Raw genomic sequence first — 16,921 nt, 5'->3', positions numbered from 1 at the left:
ATAATGAAACACGTACCACAAATAAAGATCCCGGCAACATACATGCGTGGCGGCACCAGCAAAGGTGTATTTTTTAGCTTAACGGACTTGCCTGAGAAATGTCAGGTAGCCGGCGAGGCTAGAGATAACATGTTGTTACGTGTGATTGGCAGCCCAGACGCTTATTCAAAGCAAACCGACGGAATGGGTGGTGCAACGTCAAGTACCAGTAAAACCGTTATTTTGGCCAAAAGCCAACAAGCGGATCACGACGTGGATTATTTGTTTGGCCAAGTTGCTATCGACAAAGCCTTTGTAGATTGGAGTGGTAATTGTGGCAATTTAACCGCGGCTGTCGGTTCGTTTGCTATTTCAAATGGGTTAGTTGATGCCAAACGTATACCTGAAAATGGTCATGCAATTGTACGAATATGGCAAAAAAACATTCAAAAAACCATCATCGCCCATGTGCCGATAACTAAAGGTGAAGTACAAGAAACCGGTGACTTTGAATTAGACGGTGTTACTTTTCCCGCAGCGGAAGTACAAGTGGATTTTGTTGCGCCAGTGGATAGCTCAGAAGCTATGTTTCCAACAGGAAATATCACCGATATGCTTGATGTTCCAGCCGTTGGAGAATTTTCAGCAGCCCGTTATTCCGTCACTATGATCAATGCAGGTATTCCAACTATCTTCTTAAATGCAGCAGACTTAGGTTACAAAGGCACTGAGTTACAAGATGATATTAATAACGATGAAAAAGCATTAGCCAGATTTGAAACCATACGTGCTTATGGTGCGTTAAAAATGGGGCTTATCGATAATATCGAGCAAGCTGCAGAGCGTCAGCATACACCAAAGGTGGCCTTTGTCGGAGCAAGCAAAGCTTATGTCTCATCAAGTGGTAAACACGTAAAAGCGGATGATATCGACTTAAATGTACGCGCTTTATCTATGGGCAAACTTCATCACGCCATGATGGGAACTGCAGCTGTTGCCATCGGAACTGCAGCGGCCATTCCAGGTACATTAGTTTCTCAAGCTATCGCAACTGGAAGTACGCAATTCGTGACGTTTGGACATCCATCTGGCACGTTAAAAGTCGGAGCTGAAACCAAGGAAGTAAATGGACTGTGGACCGTTAATAAAGTATCTATGAGCCGTAGCGCCAGAGTGTTAATGGAAGGTTGGGTACGTATTCCTGGCGATTCATTTTAAGCATAATTAATTTTCCTCCCAAAAATGGGATAGTTTACAAGCTATCCCAAATAGCTTGAGCCGCAGGGCCTAATACTTTTGACCTGTTTTTTACAATACGAATCTCGGCGTTAACATCGGAATTTATTTCAGGTAATTTGAAACGAATTAGGTTTTCCTCCATTTCGTTTGTCCACACTGTATCCGTTATTGGTCCCCAACCAAGTTGAGCATTTAACGCCGCTAAAAAACATGAGATATCGTCAATCTTCACAATGCTGTCACTAATTTGTTTAGCCAAACTGGTTTTATCCATATTAAAAGGCAATTTAATTGGTGTTAGTTGCGGTATTTGTCTTAATACTTTTGATGTTATTTGTTCAGGCTTATCTATGTTAAATGGCTTTAATAAGTCTTTATGAATACATAATTTGAAATTTAACGGACCTACAATTTTTGACTCAAAATCGCCTACACTTTCAAACGAAATAGTCCAAGGTGTCACGGCCAAATCAACTTGTTGTTCAGTTAGTAATTTCAGCGCATTTAACATTTGCACGCCTTGCAGGTGCAGTTCAGTGTTGGGGAATTGTCTTTGTATAGGAACAATTTTTCGCATCATGTCATTAACATCTGCGGTACTTTCAAAGGCAATCCTTACCGCGTGTTCTTCACCTTTAGCATAACTTTCACTTAAGCTGTTAAGTTGGCTAACTTGAGCTAATATCTGTTTACTCTTTTGATAATATATTTTGCCTTTGTCAGTTAACTCAAGGCGGTAACCTGTACGGTCAAAAATTTCAAAACCAACATCAGACTCTAAGCGTTTAATGGACATACTAACGGCAGGTTGGGTTTTGTATAATAGATTTGCAGCTTCGCTTATGGAACCTGACGTGACGACGGCCTGTAAAGTCTTTAGTAACTCAAAATTCATAAACGTTCCTGTTTCTGTCCTGTATTGATAAAAAACTAAAAAGCATAAATAATATTTATATAGATGTTAATTTAATATAAATATTATTAAAAGACTAACTTAACTACTATAGCGACACTAATTTGTGATGGAAAATATTATGCCCGTATTAAAAAGTATTCTTGTTAACACTTTGTCATTAACGACAATTGTTTTTTTGGTTGCTTGTTCAGAGCCTGTTGTTGACTTAGTACAAGAGGAACCAGTTATTCGTCCAGTAAAAGTAGCGGAAGTTATTTCGACTAATGGCAATAGCATTAAAACCTTCCCAGCTACGGTTGAGCCTACACAAATTGCTCATCTTACGTTTAGAGTTAATGGTGAAATCGCACAGTTATATGCATTAGCAGGTGAAACCGTTAAAAAAGGACAAGTACTGGCAACGTTAGATGACAAAGATTATTTACTGCAATTAAAACAAGCGGATGCTCGTTACGAATTAGCCAAGAGTCAATTTGTCCGTGCGAAACAATTATTTAAAGAAAAGCTAATCGCCAGTTCAGTATTTGATGAAGCAAAAGCGCAAGTTGATATTGCCGAAGCTCAATTTAATGTCGCTCAAACGAACGTAAAATACACGACAGTTGTTGCGCCATTTGACGGTATCGTTGCTCAACTACAAGTTGAAAAATACGAATTTGTACAAGCTAAACAACCAATCATGGAATTACAGGGCCGTAAACAAGTTGATATTGCCATTGAAGTATCAGAAAACGTGATGGCTAAATTACCAAAAAATACTGAAAATAATACATATCAACCAACCTTCATTTTAGATGTTAAGCCAGATCGTAAATTTAAAGTTAAATTAAAAGAGCATGACATCACGCCAAACATGGCAACTAAGTCTTATAAAGTGGTCTTTGCCATGAACATGCCTGAAGATATGAATATGTTATCGGGAATGACAGGTAGCTTAATCGTGGAAATGGATAAAATAATGGAAGTTGAACACAGTTACTTCTCTGTTCCTGTTGAGTCTATCTTTTTACCAAATCAATACGCTGGTCAAGACAAAACATTTGTTTATAAACTAAATGCATCAAATAAAACGGTATTAGTTGAAGTTGAAGTAATAAAAATCAATAACAACAGTGCAACCATTAAACCTAAAGTAGAAAGCGAGTTAATGGTTAGTGAACTTGTAATTGCAACAGGAAGTCACTTAATCGCTGATGATCAACAAGTTAAACCTTGGTCAAGAGAAAGAGGACTGTAATATGGCTAAAGGTATGGACATCGCAAAGTACTTTATTCGCCAAAAAACCACGTCTTGGTTATTGTCAGTTTTACTATTAATTGGTGGGGTAATTGCTTATACCAACTTAGGGCAATTGGAAGATCCGGAGTTTGTACTCAAACAAGCCATTATTGTTACTCAATACCCAGGAGCATCACCTGAACAAGTTGAAGAAGAAGTTACTTATCCGCTAGAAAATGAAATTCAAAAGTTGGCCTATGTCGATAATATTAAGTCGATAACATCCAACGGTATTTCTCAAATTATAGTAGAAATGAAATCGATTTATCGTAAACAAGAATTACGTCAAATTTGGGATGAGCTTAGACGTAAAGTTAATGACTTTAGCCCTAACTTACCCGCAGGTACTTCAACACCAATTATTAAAGATGACTTTGGTGACGTATTTGGTGTTTTATTTGCAGTAACCGGTAAAGGTTTTGCTTATGACGAGATCAACGATTACGTTGACTTTATTCGTCGTGAATTAGTCTTGATTGACGGTGTTGGTAAAGTCACGGTTGAAGGTAAGCAACAAGAACAAGTTATCATTGAAATCTCAAATAATAAGATGATCTCTTTGGGATTATCGACCGATTATTTATATCAAATATTAGCTCAGCAAAATGTTGTTTCAAACGCAGGTTCGGTAAGAGTCGGTAATGAAAATATTCGCTTTAATCCAACGGGTGAATTCAAATCTGTGCAAGAGCTAGGTGACTTAATTGTGAGTCCATCTGGGCAAAACAAGCGCATTAAACTCTCTGATATTGCCAAAATCTACCGTGACTTTGTTGAAGTCCCATCACACATAGTACGTTACGACGGCCAACAAGCTATTTATGTCGGTTTATCCTTTGCATCAGGCTCTAACGTCGTTGATGTAGGTAAATTGGTTGACGCTAAATTAGCGGAGTTAGAACAATACCGCCCGTATGGAATGGAATTAAATACAGTTTATAACCAACCTAAAGAGGTTGCCGTTTCTGTTCAAGGATTTATCGACAGTCTTCTACTAGCGGTTGTTATCGTAATTATTATTCTATTAATGTTTATGGGGTTAAAAACAGGATTGCTCATTGGTGGCATTTTGTTAATTACCGTTATGGGCACATTCATTTTTATGGATATATATGGTTGGCAATTACACCGGGTATCTTTAGGTGCCTTGATCATCGCTCTTGGTATGTTGGTTGATAACGCCATTGTGGTGGTAGAAGGCATATTAATTGGCATGCAAAAACGCCTCTCCAAAGTTGAAGCTGCTAGCCTAATTGTAAAACAAACTAAATGGCCTTTATTAGCCGCGACCTTTATTGCAATTATTGCGTTTGCGCCAATTGGCTTATCACCAGATGCAACTGGTGAGTTTGCAGGTTCGTTATTCTATGTACTGTTGATCTCTTTGTTATTGAGCTGGATCACTGCGATAACGTTAACACCATTTTTTGCTACTTTATTATTTAAAGATAAAAAGTACCAAAGCGTTACTGGAACTGACAATATTAGTGAAAATAACGACAAAGAAAGTGACCAAAAAAATACAGACAACGATCATGAAGACCCTTACAAAGCTGGCATTTACGTAGGCTATAAACGCATATTAGAGTTCGCGTTAAAAATGCCAAAAATGACCATGTTACTCATGTTCTTTTTGTTTATTGGTGCAGGTTATGGCTTTAAATTTGTAAAAAAATCGTTCTTCCCATCGTCAAATTTGCCAATGTTCTATTTGGAATATCGCTTACCGTCTGGTTCAGATATTAGAGCAACGTCTGACACAGGTGCTGAATTAGAAGCTTATGCGAGTAAACTAAACAAAGTGCAATTCATCTCTTCTACAATCGGCCGTGGTGCAACGCGCTTTATGTTGACCTATAAAATGGAAATGAGTTACAGCAACTACGGACAGTTGATTATCCGTGTTGAAGACAAAGACAGTATTGTTTCTGTTATTGCTAACTTACGAGAATTCATAAAACTGAATTATCCAAATGTAGAAAGCAAAATAACCCGAGTCAATATAGGTCCATCTTCGGCGGCCAAAATAGAAGCCAGGATCTCAGGTTCCGATCCTGCGATATTAAGACAACTCTCAGACCAAACCAAACAAGTGTTAGCGGCCGATAAAGGCGCAATGAATATCACTGACGATTGGAAAAATATGACTAAAGTTATACGCCCAGTCTTTAATGCTAAAGCGGCGCGTGAAGTGGGTATTTCCAAATCAGACGTTGATAACTTATTGTTAACTAATTACCGCGGAAAAGCGGTTGGGGTATATCGAGATGGAACTGAACGTTTACCTATTCTCATTAGGTTACCGGACAATGAACGACAAACTATAAATACCTTAGAAGACATGCGAATTTATAGTCCAGTATTACGTCAATATGTGCCTATTACGCAAGTGGTTTCAGAATTCAAACTTGAATTTGAAAACCCAGTCATTATGCGTCGTGACAGAAAACGCACAATTACAGTGATGGCAGATCACGATATATTATCGGACGAAACGGCAGCGCAATTATTTGCTAGAGTAAAACCTGAAATTGAAAAAATACACTTACCTGTAGGCTATGAGATTTCATGGGGCGGTGAGTTTGAGGCAAGTAAAAAAGCACAAAAACCAATATTTAGCGCATTACCGCTCGGCTTTGGTATTATGTTTATTATTACTATTTTACTGTTTAATTCATTCAAAATAGCCGCGGTAATATGGACAACCGTACCACTTGCTATTATAGGTGTTACGCTCGGATTCTTAACCACAGGAATAGCGTTTGGATTTATGAGTTTGTTAGGCCTGTTAAGTTTATCGGGGATGTTAATTAAAAACGGTATTGTACTGGTTGAGCAAATAAACTTAGAGAAAAACGAAGGGCGAGAATTGTATGACGCAATAGTACATGCATCAGTCAGTCGTGTTCGTCCTGTTTCTATGGCGGCAATTACAACCGTACTGGGTATGTTGCCTTTATTAACCGACGACTTCTTTAAAAGTATGGCGGTGGTGATCATGTTCGGATTAAGTTTTGCCACTGTGCTGACACTTATCGTTGTACCAGTAATGTATTCGTTACTGATCAAAGAAAACGACAGAGTTCAGAGTTAATTTTTTAACTTGACCGAAATGTAAACTTAAACAAAAAAGCCAAGTAGATGCACACATCACTTGGCTTTTTTTATGACTATCTTTTGGGTTGGATAAATCCATATACAAATATAAGCTACATTCAGATAAAACAAACGGCTGATTAAGTTGTCTTAATAGCTCAGTCTAATATTATGCTTATTATAATTGCATCTTCGCCTTTATATTGTCCTTCGCTTTTTTCCACTTTTCCGGCCGCCTCAAAGTGCGCTAAACAGCCTGAGATTAATCCAACCGCTAAGTCTTCAAAATGGCGAGATGACATGTAATACATAGTTAATTCGTTAGCTGATTTTTGTTCGTGGTAAAAACGTGGAAGCTCAGCGTCAGGGTAAAGTTTTTTTACTTCAACATGAATGTAATTATCAATGTTTTTCAAAAATTCAAACGGGTCTGCAATACCAGCAAAAAAGCTAGGGTAACGTGCTGAAAATCGGCCAAATAAGTGTTTGCCAAAAACTTCTAATAAAGTGGGAACCGGGATGTTTACAGCTTGGCTTAGGTTATCAGTCATACGAACGATTTCTTGGTGATCATAAGTGCCTACCGCGGTATAAGCACCATCATTGGGTAGGTCACTTTTTTCAATAACATCTTCAAGAATATCAACTGAAAATACATCTTCCACCATATCCATAAACTCAGTAAATACCATGCCTTTCATATTTTATACTCCTTTTTTATATAAGCTTTAAGTGACTCTATAACTCGGTCAGAATTGAACGGTTTAACAATAAAACCATTGGCTCCCATTTTTATTGAGTTAGTGACATTGTCTGGCGAGCTTTCTCCCGAAACCATAACAACCATCATATCTGGATGTGCTTGGCGAATTTGTTTTAATACCGTTAAACCTGTGGTGGTGGGTAATTCAATATCTAAATAAACCAGATTGATTTTTTCATCGGTTATTCTCTTAGGTATATCCAAACCTGTTGAGGAATGAGAAAATTTAGCTGTCATAGTAATTTTTTGCTCATTTAAGCAGGACAGTAAAATACTACGCAAAAGTTCTCTGGTGTACTCAACATCATCTACTAGTAAAATATTAATCGCTATTTCCATTTAATACGCCCATTATTTTTTGATTAAGGTCGATACAAGATTTAATAGCTTGTTCATAATTTTGTTTTCTTAGCAACAACAGAGACTCTTCAGCTAATAAGGTTAATTCTTCATACCCAAAGCTTGTTGCCGAGCCTTTAATAATATGTGTCGACTGAATGAGTTTAGTATAGTTTAAGCTTTGTATACTTTCGGTTATGGCCAAATTTTGTTTGGTCAATTCGTTATAAAATAAGGTTCTGATTTTGGTATCTTGAGCGAGTGTTTCAGCACTTTTAGTTTGGTCTGTGTTTTTGCTAGCGGTATTATTTATTTGTAAATGTTGTTTAAGAACCTGATACAGATTAGTCAACTCAAGCGGCTTTCCTAAAGTTCCAGTAAAGCCAATTTCAGTATATTCGTGAACATCCGATGGCATTATATTGGCCGTGAGAGCATACGTGGGAGTGGTAATATTAAGTTGCTTGAATGCTTTCATCGCCTCTTTACCATCCATAACTGGCATTTGAATATCCATCAAAATTAAGTCATAAGAATTGGCTAGGGCTTTTTCTAATCCTTGTTGGCCGTTTTCAGCTAAATCTACATGAGCACCGGCTTGTTCTAAATTAAAAGTAATAAGTTGTTGATTCACTTCGGTATCTTCAACCAACAAAATATTGCCAGTTAATGACGGAATGCGTTCTGGTTTAATATCAACAATGGTTTTATGTTTAAATGCGTTGTATTCACCTTCAAAAGATTTACAGGTGATAGTAACGCTAAACTTTGATCCAACCCCTAAAGTGGAGTCAACATCGATACTTCCGTGCATTAACTCCACTAAGCTCTTAGTAATAAATAAGCCTAATCCGGTACCGCCAAAATTACGAGTAATGCTTGTGTCAGCTTGGCGAAATGACTCAAATATTAAGGCTTGTTTATCTTGTGCAATCCCTTGACCTGTGTCGATTACATCTATTTTTAGTGTTTTAGTTTCTGGCTCAAAACTAATGTGAAGTTCAACCTTTCCTGTTTCGGTAAACTTAATCGCATTGTTCAATAAATTATGTATTACTTGTTTCACTCTCGTTGAGTCAGTCACAATCCACTCAGGTATCACAGACTCCAAAACGAGTATAAATTCCAGCTGTTTTTGTTGGCAGTTGAGTTGGTATATCTGCTCAATATCTTGTAATAAGCTTGGTAAGTTAAAGCGTAAAAGTTCTAAGTCCAGTTTTTGATTTTCAATTTTACTGAGGTCTAAAATTTCACCAAGTAAAGCCGTTAAGTGACGGCTACTGCGAATAATAGTAGTTAAGTGTTTGTCACTTTCTTCTGGCGATGGTTTATGTTGCAGCAGTACTTCGGCAAAGCCAATAATAGCGGTTAATGGGGTTCTTATTTCATGACTCATATTGGCTAGAAATTGAGACTTAGCTTGATTGGCGGCGTAAGCTTCTGTTTTCGCTTTTTCGGCTTCTTTAGTACGTGCTAGTACTTCTTGTTCTAGGTTTGCTTTAAAACTTTCTAGCTCTTGATTACGCTCAAATAACTCAATAGATTTTTGTTCTAAAACCGTTTCAGCCGCTTTTCTTGCGTCGCGTTCTCTTTGGTAACGTTTTTTAAGTCTGTCTTCATTCATTTAAGTATTAGTCTCTTGAGATGAAATTTAACTATAGTCAACATATTCACTTTTGATGACTTAAGCTAAAAAAGCCTAATGTTAAGTTTGTCTGAGTGAATAATAGAAACGCAGGGAGCTGACTTTAATAAAATAATTTAATAGAAAAAGTTTAATAGAAAAAACTTTTGCATTAGCTAAAACTAATATACTGTGTACTAATCTAATATGTAAAACCAAGCTTCAGGTGAGAATATGATCTTTAGACAATTATTTGATGCTAAGTCATCAACGTATACTTATTTATTGGCAGATGAACAAAGTAAAGCTGCTGTGCTCATTGACCCTGTGTTTGAGCAAGTTAATAGAGATGTAGCATTACTTAATGAGCTTGGTCTTACCTTAACCTATGCGTTGGACACACACTGTCATGCTGACCACGTTACAGGCTCTTGGTTATTGAAACATAAAACCAACTGTAAAATTGCAAGCGCCAAATCAATACATGCCCAGAATTCTGACATAAGTCTGGTTAATGGCGATATTATTAAGTTTGGTCAATACGAGCTAGACGTTAGGGCTACGCCTGGTCATACAGAGGGGTGTTTAACTTATGTATGTCACTCGCAAAAAATAGCGTTCACTGGCGATGCTTTATTAATTAGAGGATGTGGCCGTTGTGACTTCCAACAAGGCAGTGCTAGCCAATTATTTGATTCTATTCATCAGCAGATATTTTCATTAAGTAACGATTTTCAGTTATATCCTGGCCATGACTATTCTGGCCGATGCTCAACCTCAGTGGCAGAAGAAAAGCAATTTAATGCTCGTTTAGGGGGCAACGCAAGTCGAGAAGACTTTGTTGGTTATATGAATAATATGTCATTACCTCATCCTAAATTTATTGATATCGCCTTACCTGCTAATGTCCTTAGTGGCAAACCAGAAACCTTGCCAGAAGAGCCAAATTGGGCGCCAGTAGAATTGAGCTACAGTGGTATTTATCAAGTTACGTCTTATTGGGTCGCAAATAATCTTAATAAAGTAACGTTACTCGATGTTAGAGAGCCAAATGAAATAACAATGAGTAAAGTACAGAGTAAAATAAAAAGTAAAGTAGGGCAGGATAAGGCTGTAATTGAAATCCCACTTGGTCAGTTAGAGTCCAACATTGATACTATCCCAACCGATAAACCTATTGTGGTGTTATGCCGTTCAGGTCGCCGCTCTGCTTTAGCCGTTACTATGTTAAACAAATCTGGTTTAACTAATGTGGCTAATATAAAAGGTGGCATGTTGGACTGGCAAGAACAAGGATTGCCGTTAAGTATTTAAACTGAGCTTGGCTTTTTTATAAGCTTTTTATAAACGCTAAATAAACGCAATTAACTAACCATTAACAGCTGTTGCTTGATTGCGTTATACATCTCGTCTGCCTTTTTTATTACACGGATCTGTCTAAAAAAAGGCTCAGCCTCAGGATATTGTTGTTTTATATAAACAAACCATTGTTTGACACGGTTTGAATAATACAAACCTTTATCACCTTCAATTTCATACTTAGAATACTCAAGCATTAAGGCTAACAATTCATTCCAGGTTAGCTTATCGGCAGAACCTCTTATCCAAGCAGCTAAATTCGGCACCGCCAGCGCACCACGACCTAACATAATGTTGTCGCAGTTAGATTGTTGTTGGCAGCGTTTAGCGTGCTCTGGATTCCAAATCTCGCCATTGGCAATGAGTGGAGTATCTACCTGCTTTTTTATCTCAGCAATCGAGTCCCAATAAGCCGGTGGTTTATAACCGTCTGACTTGGTTCTAGCATGTATCGCAATTTCACTAGCTCCGGCTTCGGATAATGCTTGTGCGTTTTCTACGGCTAAAGACTTATCTTCGTAACCTAAGCGCATTTTAGCGGTAACTGGTAAATGACCAGGCACCGCGGCTCGTACTGCTTTTACAATTCTATATAATGCGTCAGGCTCTTTTAATAAAATAGCGCCACCTTTGTTTCTATTAACCAAAGGCGCTGGACAACCAAAATTAAGATCAATGCCGGGACTGCCTAAAGAAGTAGCCACTACTGCATTTTCTGACAACCAATCTGGATCTTGTCCCAGTAACTGTACCCGCACAGGCACGCCTGAAGGCGTTTTACCACCATGATGTAATTCAGGGCAATAACGATAATAAACACGCTCTGGTAGCTTTTGATCAACAATTCGGACAAATTCAGTCATGCATAAATCTATGCCACCTAAAGAGGTAAGCATATGACGCATTAAGTGATCAATAACACCTTCCATAGGTGCAAGAACGATTTTCATTTAAACCTTCGCATTCAGTGTTGCCTAGAGTCTTTTATAAAAGTTACTGATAAAGTGTTTTACTATTAAATATAAAGCACCATTTAAATTAGGCGCGGCGCGGATTGTACATGAATTTGTTTATATTGTAGAAATACGATGTGAGGTTTTGTAAATTAGTTACATTTAGCTTAGTAACTATTGGAGTGTCTAGTAGTAATATTATGCTAACGTATATGCAGGCACGATACTATGATCCAGTCATAGGTCGGTTTTATTCGAATGATCCGGTTGGGTATACAGCATCTAACCCAGTAATGTCCTTTAACCGTTATTTATACGTTAATAATAATCCTTATAAATATACTGATCCTAATGGCGAATTTCTTAATTTTGTTATAGGTGCGGCAGTTGGTGGGATTTTTTAAGCTGCTTCACAGGCGTTGTCTGGTGATGGATTTAGTGGAAGTAAAATAATGGCAAGCATGGCGATTGGCGGTGCTACAAGTGGTTACTCTATCGTAGCGTCAGTTGGTACTAAACTGGCTACAAGCTCTAAAGTTTTTAATGGTGGGTTAAATGCTATAAGCTCTGCTAGTGAATCGATGATTCATGATGGCTTAGACGGGAATAATGCTGATCTGGGTAAAGCTTTTAAGTCTGCGGTAACTTCTGTTCCCGGTTTAGGAAATGGTTCAACATTGAAAGGAATGATGGGTTCAAATATTAAGGATTCAATGATAGGTAAAGGAGCAAATGAAGGTGTTGCAGAATTAACTTATAGTGGTGCAAAAGCAGCTGTGGGCAACGTAGTAAAAGAAATAGAGAAGGCCGTAGAAAATGAATAAAGAGTTTATTAAAAACTGGAAATTATCCTTTATATATTTGTACGCAATAATGATTGTTTGCCTAATAGTTCGAGGTGTAATTATGATATTGAAAAGTGAAGCTGATAATATAACTATCTCTTCTATATTAACGAGTTTAAGTATATTAACCCTTGGTACTGCTTTCATAACGTTTTTGATTGCATACTTTGGGTTCAAAAATGATGAAACAGGTAATAATTAGTAATGTATGCCAAATAAAAGGGACATCCACCTAAATTGGTAAAGTACAAAGGGCATCCACCGTTTATTCGTTGGGTTTTTTTTGTGACTGTACGAGTTTCGACTACAGTAGTAACCTACTGTATATATTGAATTTTCAAATGAATTTCAGTGGTTCGTAATTACGATTACTTTATATGCAGGCACGATACTATGATCCAGTCATAGGTCGGTTTTATTCGAATGATCCTGTTGGGTATGTTGACCGAAACCCTGTTAACTCTTTCAATAGATATTCTTACGCAAGTAATAATCCGTATAAGTATGTTGACCCGGATGGAAGAGAAGTTAAAGTTGTTGCAAGACCATTACGAACTGCTGCTCTTGGTGGGCTTGGGGCGCATACTTATACTGTAGTAACACAGTCAGATGGTACGAAAACTACTTTTAGTAGTCATAAAGTTGATGGTAAAAACGTTGTATCCAAAAACCATTCAAGTGATACTTCCCCTCATTCATTTGCTGGTACGGCAGTTGTTTCTCCTCCAGAAGGGATGACACAGGAGCAATTTGATAATTCTGTTTTAGCGCAAGGGGAAAAAATGATTGATAGTGATTCGTTAGATTATTCTGCATTTCCTAGTTCTGATACCTCAAGCGAAGGTAACTGTCACACGACAACAAGAAACCTCGTAAATGGAGCCGGCGGCAAAATTCCAGAAAATTATGATCCTAAAGGGATGAATCCAGACTTACACGGAGATAGAAAAACTGATGAAGACCAATAATTTTACGCAGTCAGAGAGTCAACAGGTGAGTGGGTTTGTTTTAGTTTTGTTTGAAGCTTTTATTTTAATAGGTTCTTTTTTCTATATTCAATTATTTGCAGATTCAGTTGCAAGGTATACTGGTTATAAGGTCGCAATTTATTTAGTGCCAGTTATTTTAGCAATTGTTTGCACTGTAATTTTGTCTAAGGTTGTAACTATAGATAAAACGAAGCTATCAAAGCTAATTATCATCTCATGTATAGCTTCTATAACTCCTGTAAGTGTTTTTAATTTACTCGTAAATTACTCATCAGGACCTATGTAAGTGTTAAAAGGTTGATATATTAAAAGGAAATAACAAGGCCACCCATCGATAATTCGCTGGGTGTTTTTTTGTGACTGCAAGAAAATCAACTATAATGGTAACTCGCTGTATATATTAAACTTTTAAATTAATTGCAGTGGATCGTAATTACGATTACTTTATATGCAGGCACGATACTATGATCCAGTTATCGGGCGATTTTATTCGAATGATCCGATTGATGCGTTAAGTCATTTGAATACACCGAATAGTATTCACGGTTTTAACAGATATACATATGCGAATAATAACCCATATAAGTATATTGACCCAACGGGGATGAGTACATACGGGGCACAACAAATGTCAGTTGCTATGGCTCCTGATGCAAAGTCAGCCAGAATCGCTCATCGTGCATATACAGCTCCCAAAACAGGAGACCAAGTGGTCAAAATTTTTGCTGGAGCGGCATTAGCTAGTACCGGTAATGTAGTACCTGGAGTTATTCTCATGGGTGAGGGATTAAGTGGAGAGTCAGTTTCTGAAACCGCAGCCTCATTTTTGACTCATGATGAAGATTTGCAAAAACAAATTGCAACGACAGTAGATTTAGCTTTAGGCTTAAAAGGTATGGCTCAGGGACTCAAAAGTATCGGAGATAACTTTTCGCCAGAAACTGCTGGAAAGTTGGTTGATGAGGCTGTAGCAACAGGAGCAGAAGCTGCTGATCTTGGTTTAACGATAGACGAAACTAAAGAGGTATTTTAATTTGGCAATAAATGGTTTTAAAAACAATATAAATATAGCCTTTTCATTATTTGTATCGATATGCTTGGGCGTTGTTTTGTTCAAAACTTGGACAGCACAAGACTCTGTTATTCAAGGTATCGTCAAAAACATTAGCTGTACTGAGCATTACAAAAAGCAGGATAGATTTAATTACGCTATAGAAATTGAAGATAAAGGGACTTTTAGTAATAGTTCAAATCTTAAATGTGAACGCTTTTTGAATATACAAATTGGTGATGAGGTTACAATCAATCGTGATGGTCATAAGTTTACTCAGATTACTCATGATAACATTAACCATTTCAATGAAAATGCTATTGAGCGCTCAATTAATGGCGCGAAATTTATTTTTATTTTGTTGTTTATCTTAGCCACTTGCGACGCGGGATATCGCATTTTCCTCCGCTCTAAAAGTAGGCGTTGATACCTATTAATCGCACATGCGTAATGATTTATGAAGCCCAGAATCAGGCATTAGAGACACCCATCGTTAATTCTTAGTGCCAAATTCAAGTTCTGGCAGTTTCATTTAAAGTGGGTAGCAATGTTATTATTAGATGTACAAAAGCCAAATGGAAAAACTGAAGTTAAAATTAGATACCCGGAGGAGAAAAGCAATTGATTCTAGATAAAATTAACGAACTGGTGGAATCGATAAATGATGCGCTGATTCAACCTTCTAATTTTCCGTCAGTCCGAAGAGAAGGAAATACAGTAGGGTTCATAAAACGAAAAGAAGACGAACACTGGATGTCGCAAGATGTGTTTGAAAAAACTATTTTAAAATTGTCTAGGTGTTCTGAAAGTCATGATCTAATTGTTGCTGAGGATTTTGAGCGAGTCTACAAGTCTTCAGGAAAAACCGTCAGGCTTAATGATATTGTATGCAGCAATTGGCAAGACGTTTCTCATTTTTTCGCAAACAATGAAATGATTTCGTTTTACGTTTTTGATTATAGCTTAAGTTGGTGTAGTTGGTTTAACGATAGTTATTGGTGTTTAGTCTTTGACAACTCTAATAGAGACGCGATTGAAGCATCGTACCTCAATGTTGAATTAGCTTTCCAAGCTTTCCCTCAGGCGGATTCACAATTTAAGTCTTTCATAAATAGCCTTTACGAAAAATAATAAGGTGATCCACCTAAACTGATAATTAGCTCAGTTCACCACTGAGCTTTTTATTACCTAATCATGCTGAAATAGATTGGAATTGCCAGCCAACCTAAATTGGACCTAATGCTGGGGGCTTTCGGAATGCCTGCCGAAGGTGATTGGAATTTGCATTTACTCGTATTTAGCATTGGTTTAGTTAACAACTAAACCTGAACTTGCTGCTTAGCAAAGTAGTCTTTTAAAAAGTCCAATAACAACCTGACTTTTTTGGTGTTGCCAGCTCCGGGTAAAAACACGCCGTATATATTTATATCAGCTAATAGATAGTCACTCATCACTTGTTCTAACGTGCTAGCCTTTATTTTTGGCCAGGCATCGTAAACTGGGATGCGGCCTAATCCATGTCCACCTTCAATAAATGCGGTTCTTGCCGCGGCATTGTTGGTACTAATCCCACCTTTAGTGGCAACACTGTAAGAGCGAGTGCCTTTTTTTAGTTCTATGTTGCCAGAGGTCAGTTTGTATATAACCCATTGATGTTTTGTTAAGTCTGCTGGTTTCTTGGGGCGACCATACTGATTTAAATATTCTGGAGAGCCACACAAACACATAGGTAACACAGAGAGTTTTACGGCTTGTAACCCGCTGTCGGCCAAAGGCGCACCACGGATAGCAAGATCAATTCCTTGTTGCATAATGTTGACGACTTCATCCGTTAACATCACGTCCAAATCTATTTTTGGGTATAAGGTTTTGAATTGATTTAACGCCGGGATAATGGTTTGTAAGCCAACATTAACCGGGCAGGTAATTTTAATTAAGCCTTGTGGCTCATTTTTTAAATTTTCTATTTGTTGATTAGCGGCAAATGCTTGCTCTGCAATAATACGACAACGTTGATAGTATTCACTGCCAGCTTCAGTTAAACCTATGGTGCGAGTTGAGCGGTTAAGTAATGTTACGCCAAGTTGTGTTTCTAACTTTTTAATATGATAGCTCACCACAGCACGGCTTAAGTTAATGTGCTTTGCTGCCGCAGACAAACTTCCTTGCTCTACGACTTGGGCAAACACCACCATGCTTTTTAGCTGTTCAAAAGAAATGTCCATGTTTACTTACTCGCTGGTTTTATGATTTCTAGAGGCTTTTATAAGCCGTTACTGGTTTAGCTAGAGCGTGTTGCTTTTTATATTATTTGATTGTATCAAATATTTTGACAATGATATCAAATTACTCTGCATTGTTAATTTATACTTGGGCTATATAATCTATACATCACTTTATATAAGACAGTTATTTAATAAATGCTCATTAGATAACACGTTATAAACACATCAATTATTAAGTGTTTTTTAGTAAATTTTTTATTAAAG

General features: G+C 37.4%; 17 protein-coding genes and 1 pseudogene. 12 read left to right on the top strand and 6 right to left on the bottom strand.

Going from position 1 to position 16,921, the window contains the following annotated elements:
- Positions 1–3 precede the first annotated feature (3 nt).
- On the top strand, positions 4–1,197 hold the full coding sequence (gene prpF, locus BTO11_RS13625) for a 2-methylaconitate cis-trans isomerase PrpF (protein ID WP_105053106.1): 1,194 nt from the start codon (positions 4–6) through the stop codon (positions 1,195–1,197).
- A gap of 34 nt (positions 1,198–1,231) precedes the next feature.
- Here prpF and BTO11_RS13620 read toward each other — a convergent pair whose 3' ends face one another.
- Positions 1,232–2,113, bottom strand: coding sequence for a LysR family transcriptional regulator (locus BTO11_RS13620; protein WP_105053105.1), 882 nt, complete (start codon positions 2,111–2,113; stop codon positions 1,232–1,234).
- A gap of 139 nt (positions 2,114–2,252) precedes the next feature.
- Here BTO11_RS13620 and BTO11_RS13615 point away from each other — a divergent pair, with 139 nt between their 5' ends.
- Positions 2,253–3,371 (top strand): efflux RND transporter periplasmic adaptor subunit, encoded by a 1,119-nt coding sequence (locus BTO11_RS13615; protein ID WP_181135913.1) that lies wholly within the window; start codon positions 2,253–2,255, stop codon positions 3,369–3,371.
- Positions 3,372–3,384: 13 nt separating this feature from the next.
- A complete protein-coding gene (locus BTO11_RS13610) occupies positions 3,385–6,507 on the top strand; it encodes an efflux RND transporter permease subunit (protein WP_105053777.1) in 3,123 nt (1,040 codons plus the stop codon).
- A 160-nt stretch (positions 6,508–6,667) separates the two neighbouring features.
- Here the strand turns inward: BTO11_RS13610 and BTO11_RS13605 are convergent, their stop codons facing one another.
- Genes BTO11_RS13605 through BTO11_RS13595 form a run of 3 tightly spaced genes read right to left on the bottom strand, consistent with a single transcriptional unit; the run spans position 6,668 to position 9,235 of the window.
- Entirely contained in the window at positions 6,668–7,210 is a 543-nt protein-coding gene (locus tag BTO11_RS13605) for a heme NO-binding domain-containing protein (RefSeq protein ID WP_105053103.1), read from the bottom strand.
- Entirely contained in the window at positions 7,207–7,611 is a 405-nt protein-coding gene (locus BTO11_RS13600; RefSeq protein ID WP_105053102.1) for a response regulator, read from the bottom strand. Before BTO11_RS13600 ends, BTO11_RS13605 begins: the two co-directional genes overlap by 4 nt.
- Positions 7,595–9,235: an ATP-binding protein gene (locus BTO11_RS13595; RefSeq protein ID WP_105053101.1), complete on the bottom strand. Its 1,641-nt coding sequence runs from the start codon at positions 9,233–9,235 to the stop codon at positions 7,595–7,597. The genes BTO11_RS13600 and BTO11_RS13595 overlap by 17 nt, the downstream gene beginning before the upstream one ends.
- Before the next feature lie 234 nt (positions 9,236–9,469).
- Here BTO11_RS13595 and BTO11_RS13590 point away from each other — a divergent pair, with 234 nt between their 5' ends.
- On the top strand, positions 9,470–10,549 hold the full coding sequence (locus tag BTO11_RS13590; RefSeq protein WP_105053100.1) for an MBL fold metallo-hydrolase: 1,080 nt from the start codon (positions 9,470–9,472) through the stop codon (positions 10,547–10,549).
- Positions 10,550–10,599: 50 nt separating this feature from the next.
- Here the strand turns inward: BTO11_RS13590 and BTO11_RS13585 are convergent, their stop codons facing one another.
- Positions 10,600–11,544: a tRNA-dihydrouridine synthase gene (locus BTO11_RS13585; protein ID WP_105053099.1), complete on the bottom strand. Its 945-nt coding sequence runs from the start codon at positions 11,542–11,544 to the stop codon at positions 10,600–10,602.
- Positions 11,545–11,747: 203 nt separating this feature from the next.
- Here BTO11_RS13585 and BTO11_RS13580 point away from each other — a divergent pair, with 203 nt between their 5' ends.
- The 8 genes and pseudogenes from BTO11_RS13580 (at position 11,748) to BTO11_RS13545 (ending at position 15,563) form a co-directional block, all read left to right on the top strand.
- Positions 11,748–11,951, top strand: a complete 204-nt coding sequence (locus BTO11_RS13580; RefSeq protein ID WP_342352803.1) for an RHS repeat-associated core domain-containing protein — start codon at positions 11,748–11,750, stop codon at positions 11,949–11,951.
- 48 nt (positions 11,952–11,999) lie between these two features.
- On the top strand, positions 12,000–12,371 hold the full coding sequence (locus BTO11_RS13575; protein WP_105053098.1) for a hypothetical protein: 372 nt from the start codon (positions 12,000–12,002) through the stop codon (positions 12,369–12,371).
- A 398-nt stretch (positions 12,372–12,769) separates the two neighbouring features.
- The gene (locus BTO11_RS16640; protein ID WP_229793284.1) at positions 12,770–13,360 is read left to right on the top strand and encodes an RHS repeat-associated core domain-containing protein; all 591 of its coding nucleotides are present in this window, start codon (positions 12,770–12,772) and stop codon (positions 13,358–13,360) included.
- The gene (locus tag BTO11_RS13560) at positions 13,347–13,667 is read left to right on the top strand and encodes a hypothetical protein (RefSeq protein ID WP_105053096.1); all 321 of its coding nucleotides are present in this window, start codon (positions 13,347–13,349) and stop codon (positions 13,665–13,667) included. Before BTO11_RS16640 ends, BTO11_RS13560 begins: the two co-directional genes overlap by 14 nt.
- Positions 13,668–13,829: 162 nt before the next feature.
- Positions 13,830–13,976, top strand: a pseudogene (locus tag BTO11_RS16635) (RHS repeat-associated core domain-containing protein); the annotation flags it as partial.
- Positions 13,977–13,985: 9 nt separating this feature from the next.
- Entirely contained in the window at positions 13,986–14,414 is a 429-nt protein-coding gene (locus tag BTO11_RS13555; protein WP_229793306.1) for a hypothetical protein, read from the top strand.
- A 1-nt stretch (position 14,415) separates the two neighbouring features.
- Complete coding sequence (locus tag BTO11_RS13550; RefSeq protein ID WP_105053094.1) at positions 14,416–14,859, top strand: hypothetical protein; 444 nt, start codon at positions 14,416–14,418, stop codon at positions 14,857–14,859.
- Positions 14,860–15,053: 194 nt separating this feature from the next.
- Positions 15,054–15,563, top strand: a complete 510-nt coding sequence (locus tag BTO11_RS13545) for a hypothetical protein (protein ID WP_105053093.1) — start codon at positions 15,054–15,056, stop codon at positions 15,561–15,563.
- A 188-nt stretch (positions 15,564–15,751) separates the two neighbouring features.
- Here the strand turns inward: BTO11_RS13545 and BTO11_RS13540 are convergent, their stop codons facing one another.
- A complete protein-coding gene (locus BTO11_RS13540; protein ID WP_105053092.1) occupies positions 15,752–16,657 on the bottom strand; it encodes a LysR family transcriptional regulator in 906 nt (301 codons plus the stop codon).
- Positions 16,658–16,921: the final 264 nt, after the last annotated feature.

The organism is Psychrosphaera saromensis (genome assembly GCF_002954545.1).
In the GTDB taxonomy this organism is placed as follows: domain Bacteria; phylum Pseudomonadota; class Gammaproteobacteria; order Enterobacterales; family Alteromonadaceae; genus Psychrosphaera; species Psychrosphaera saromensis.
This window is presented reverse-complemented; position numbering and strand designations above follow the sequence as displayed.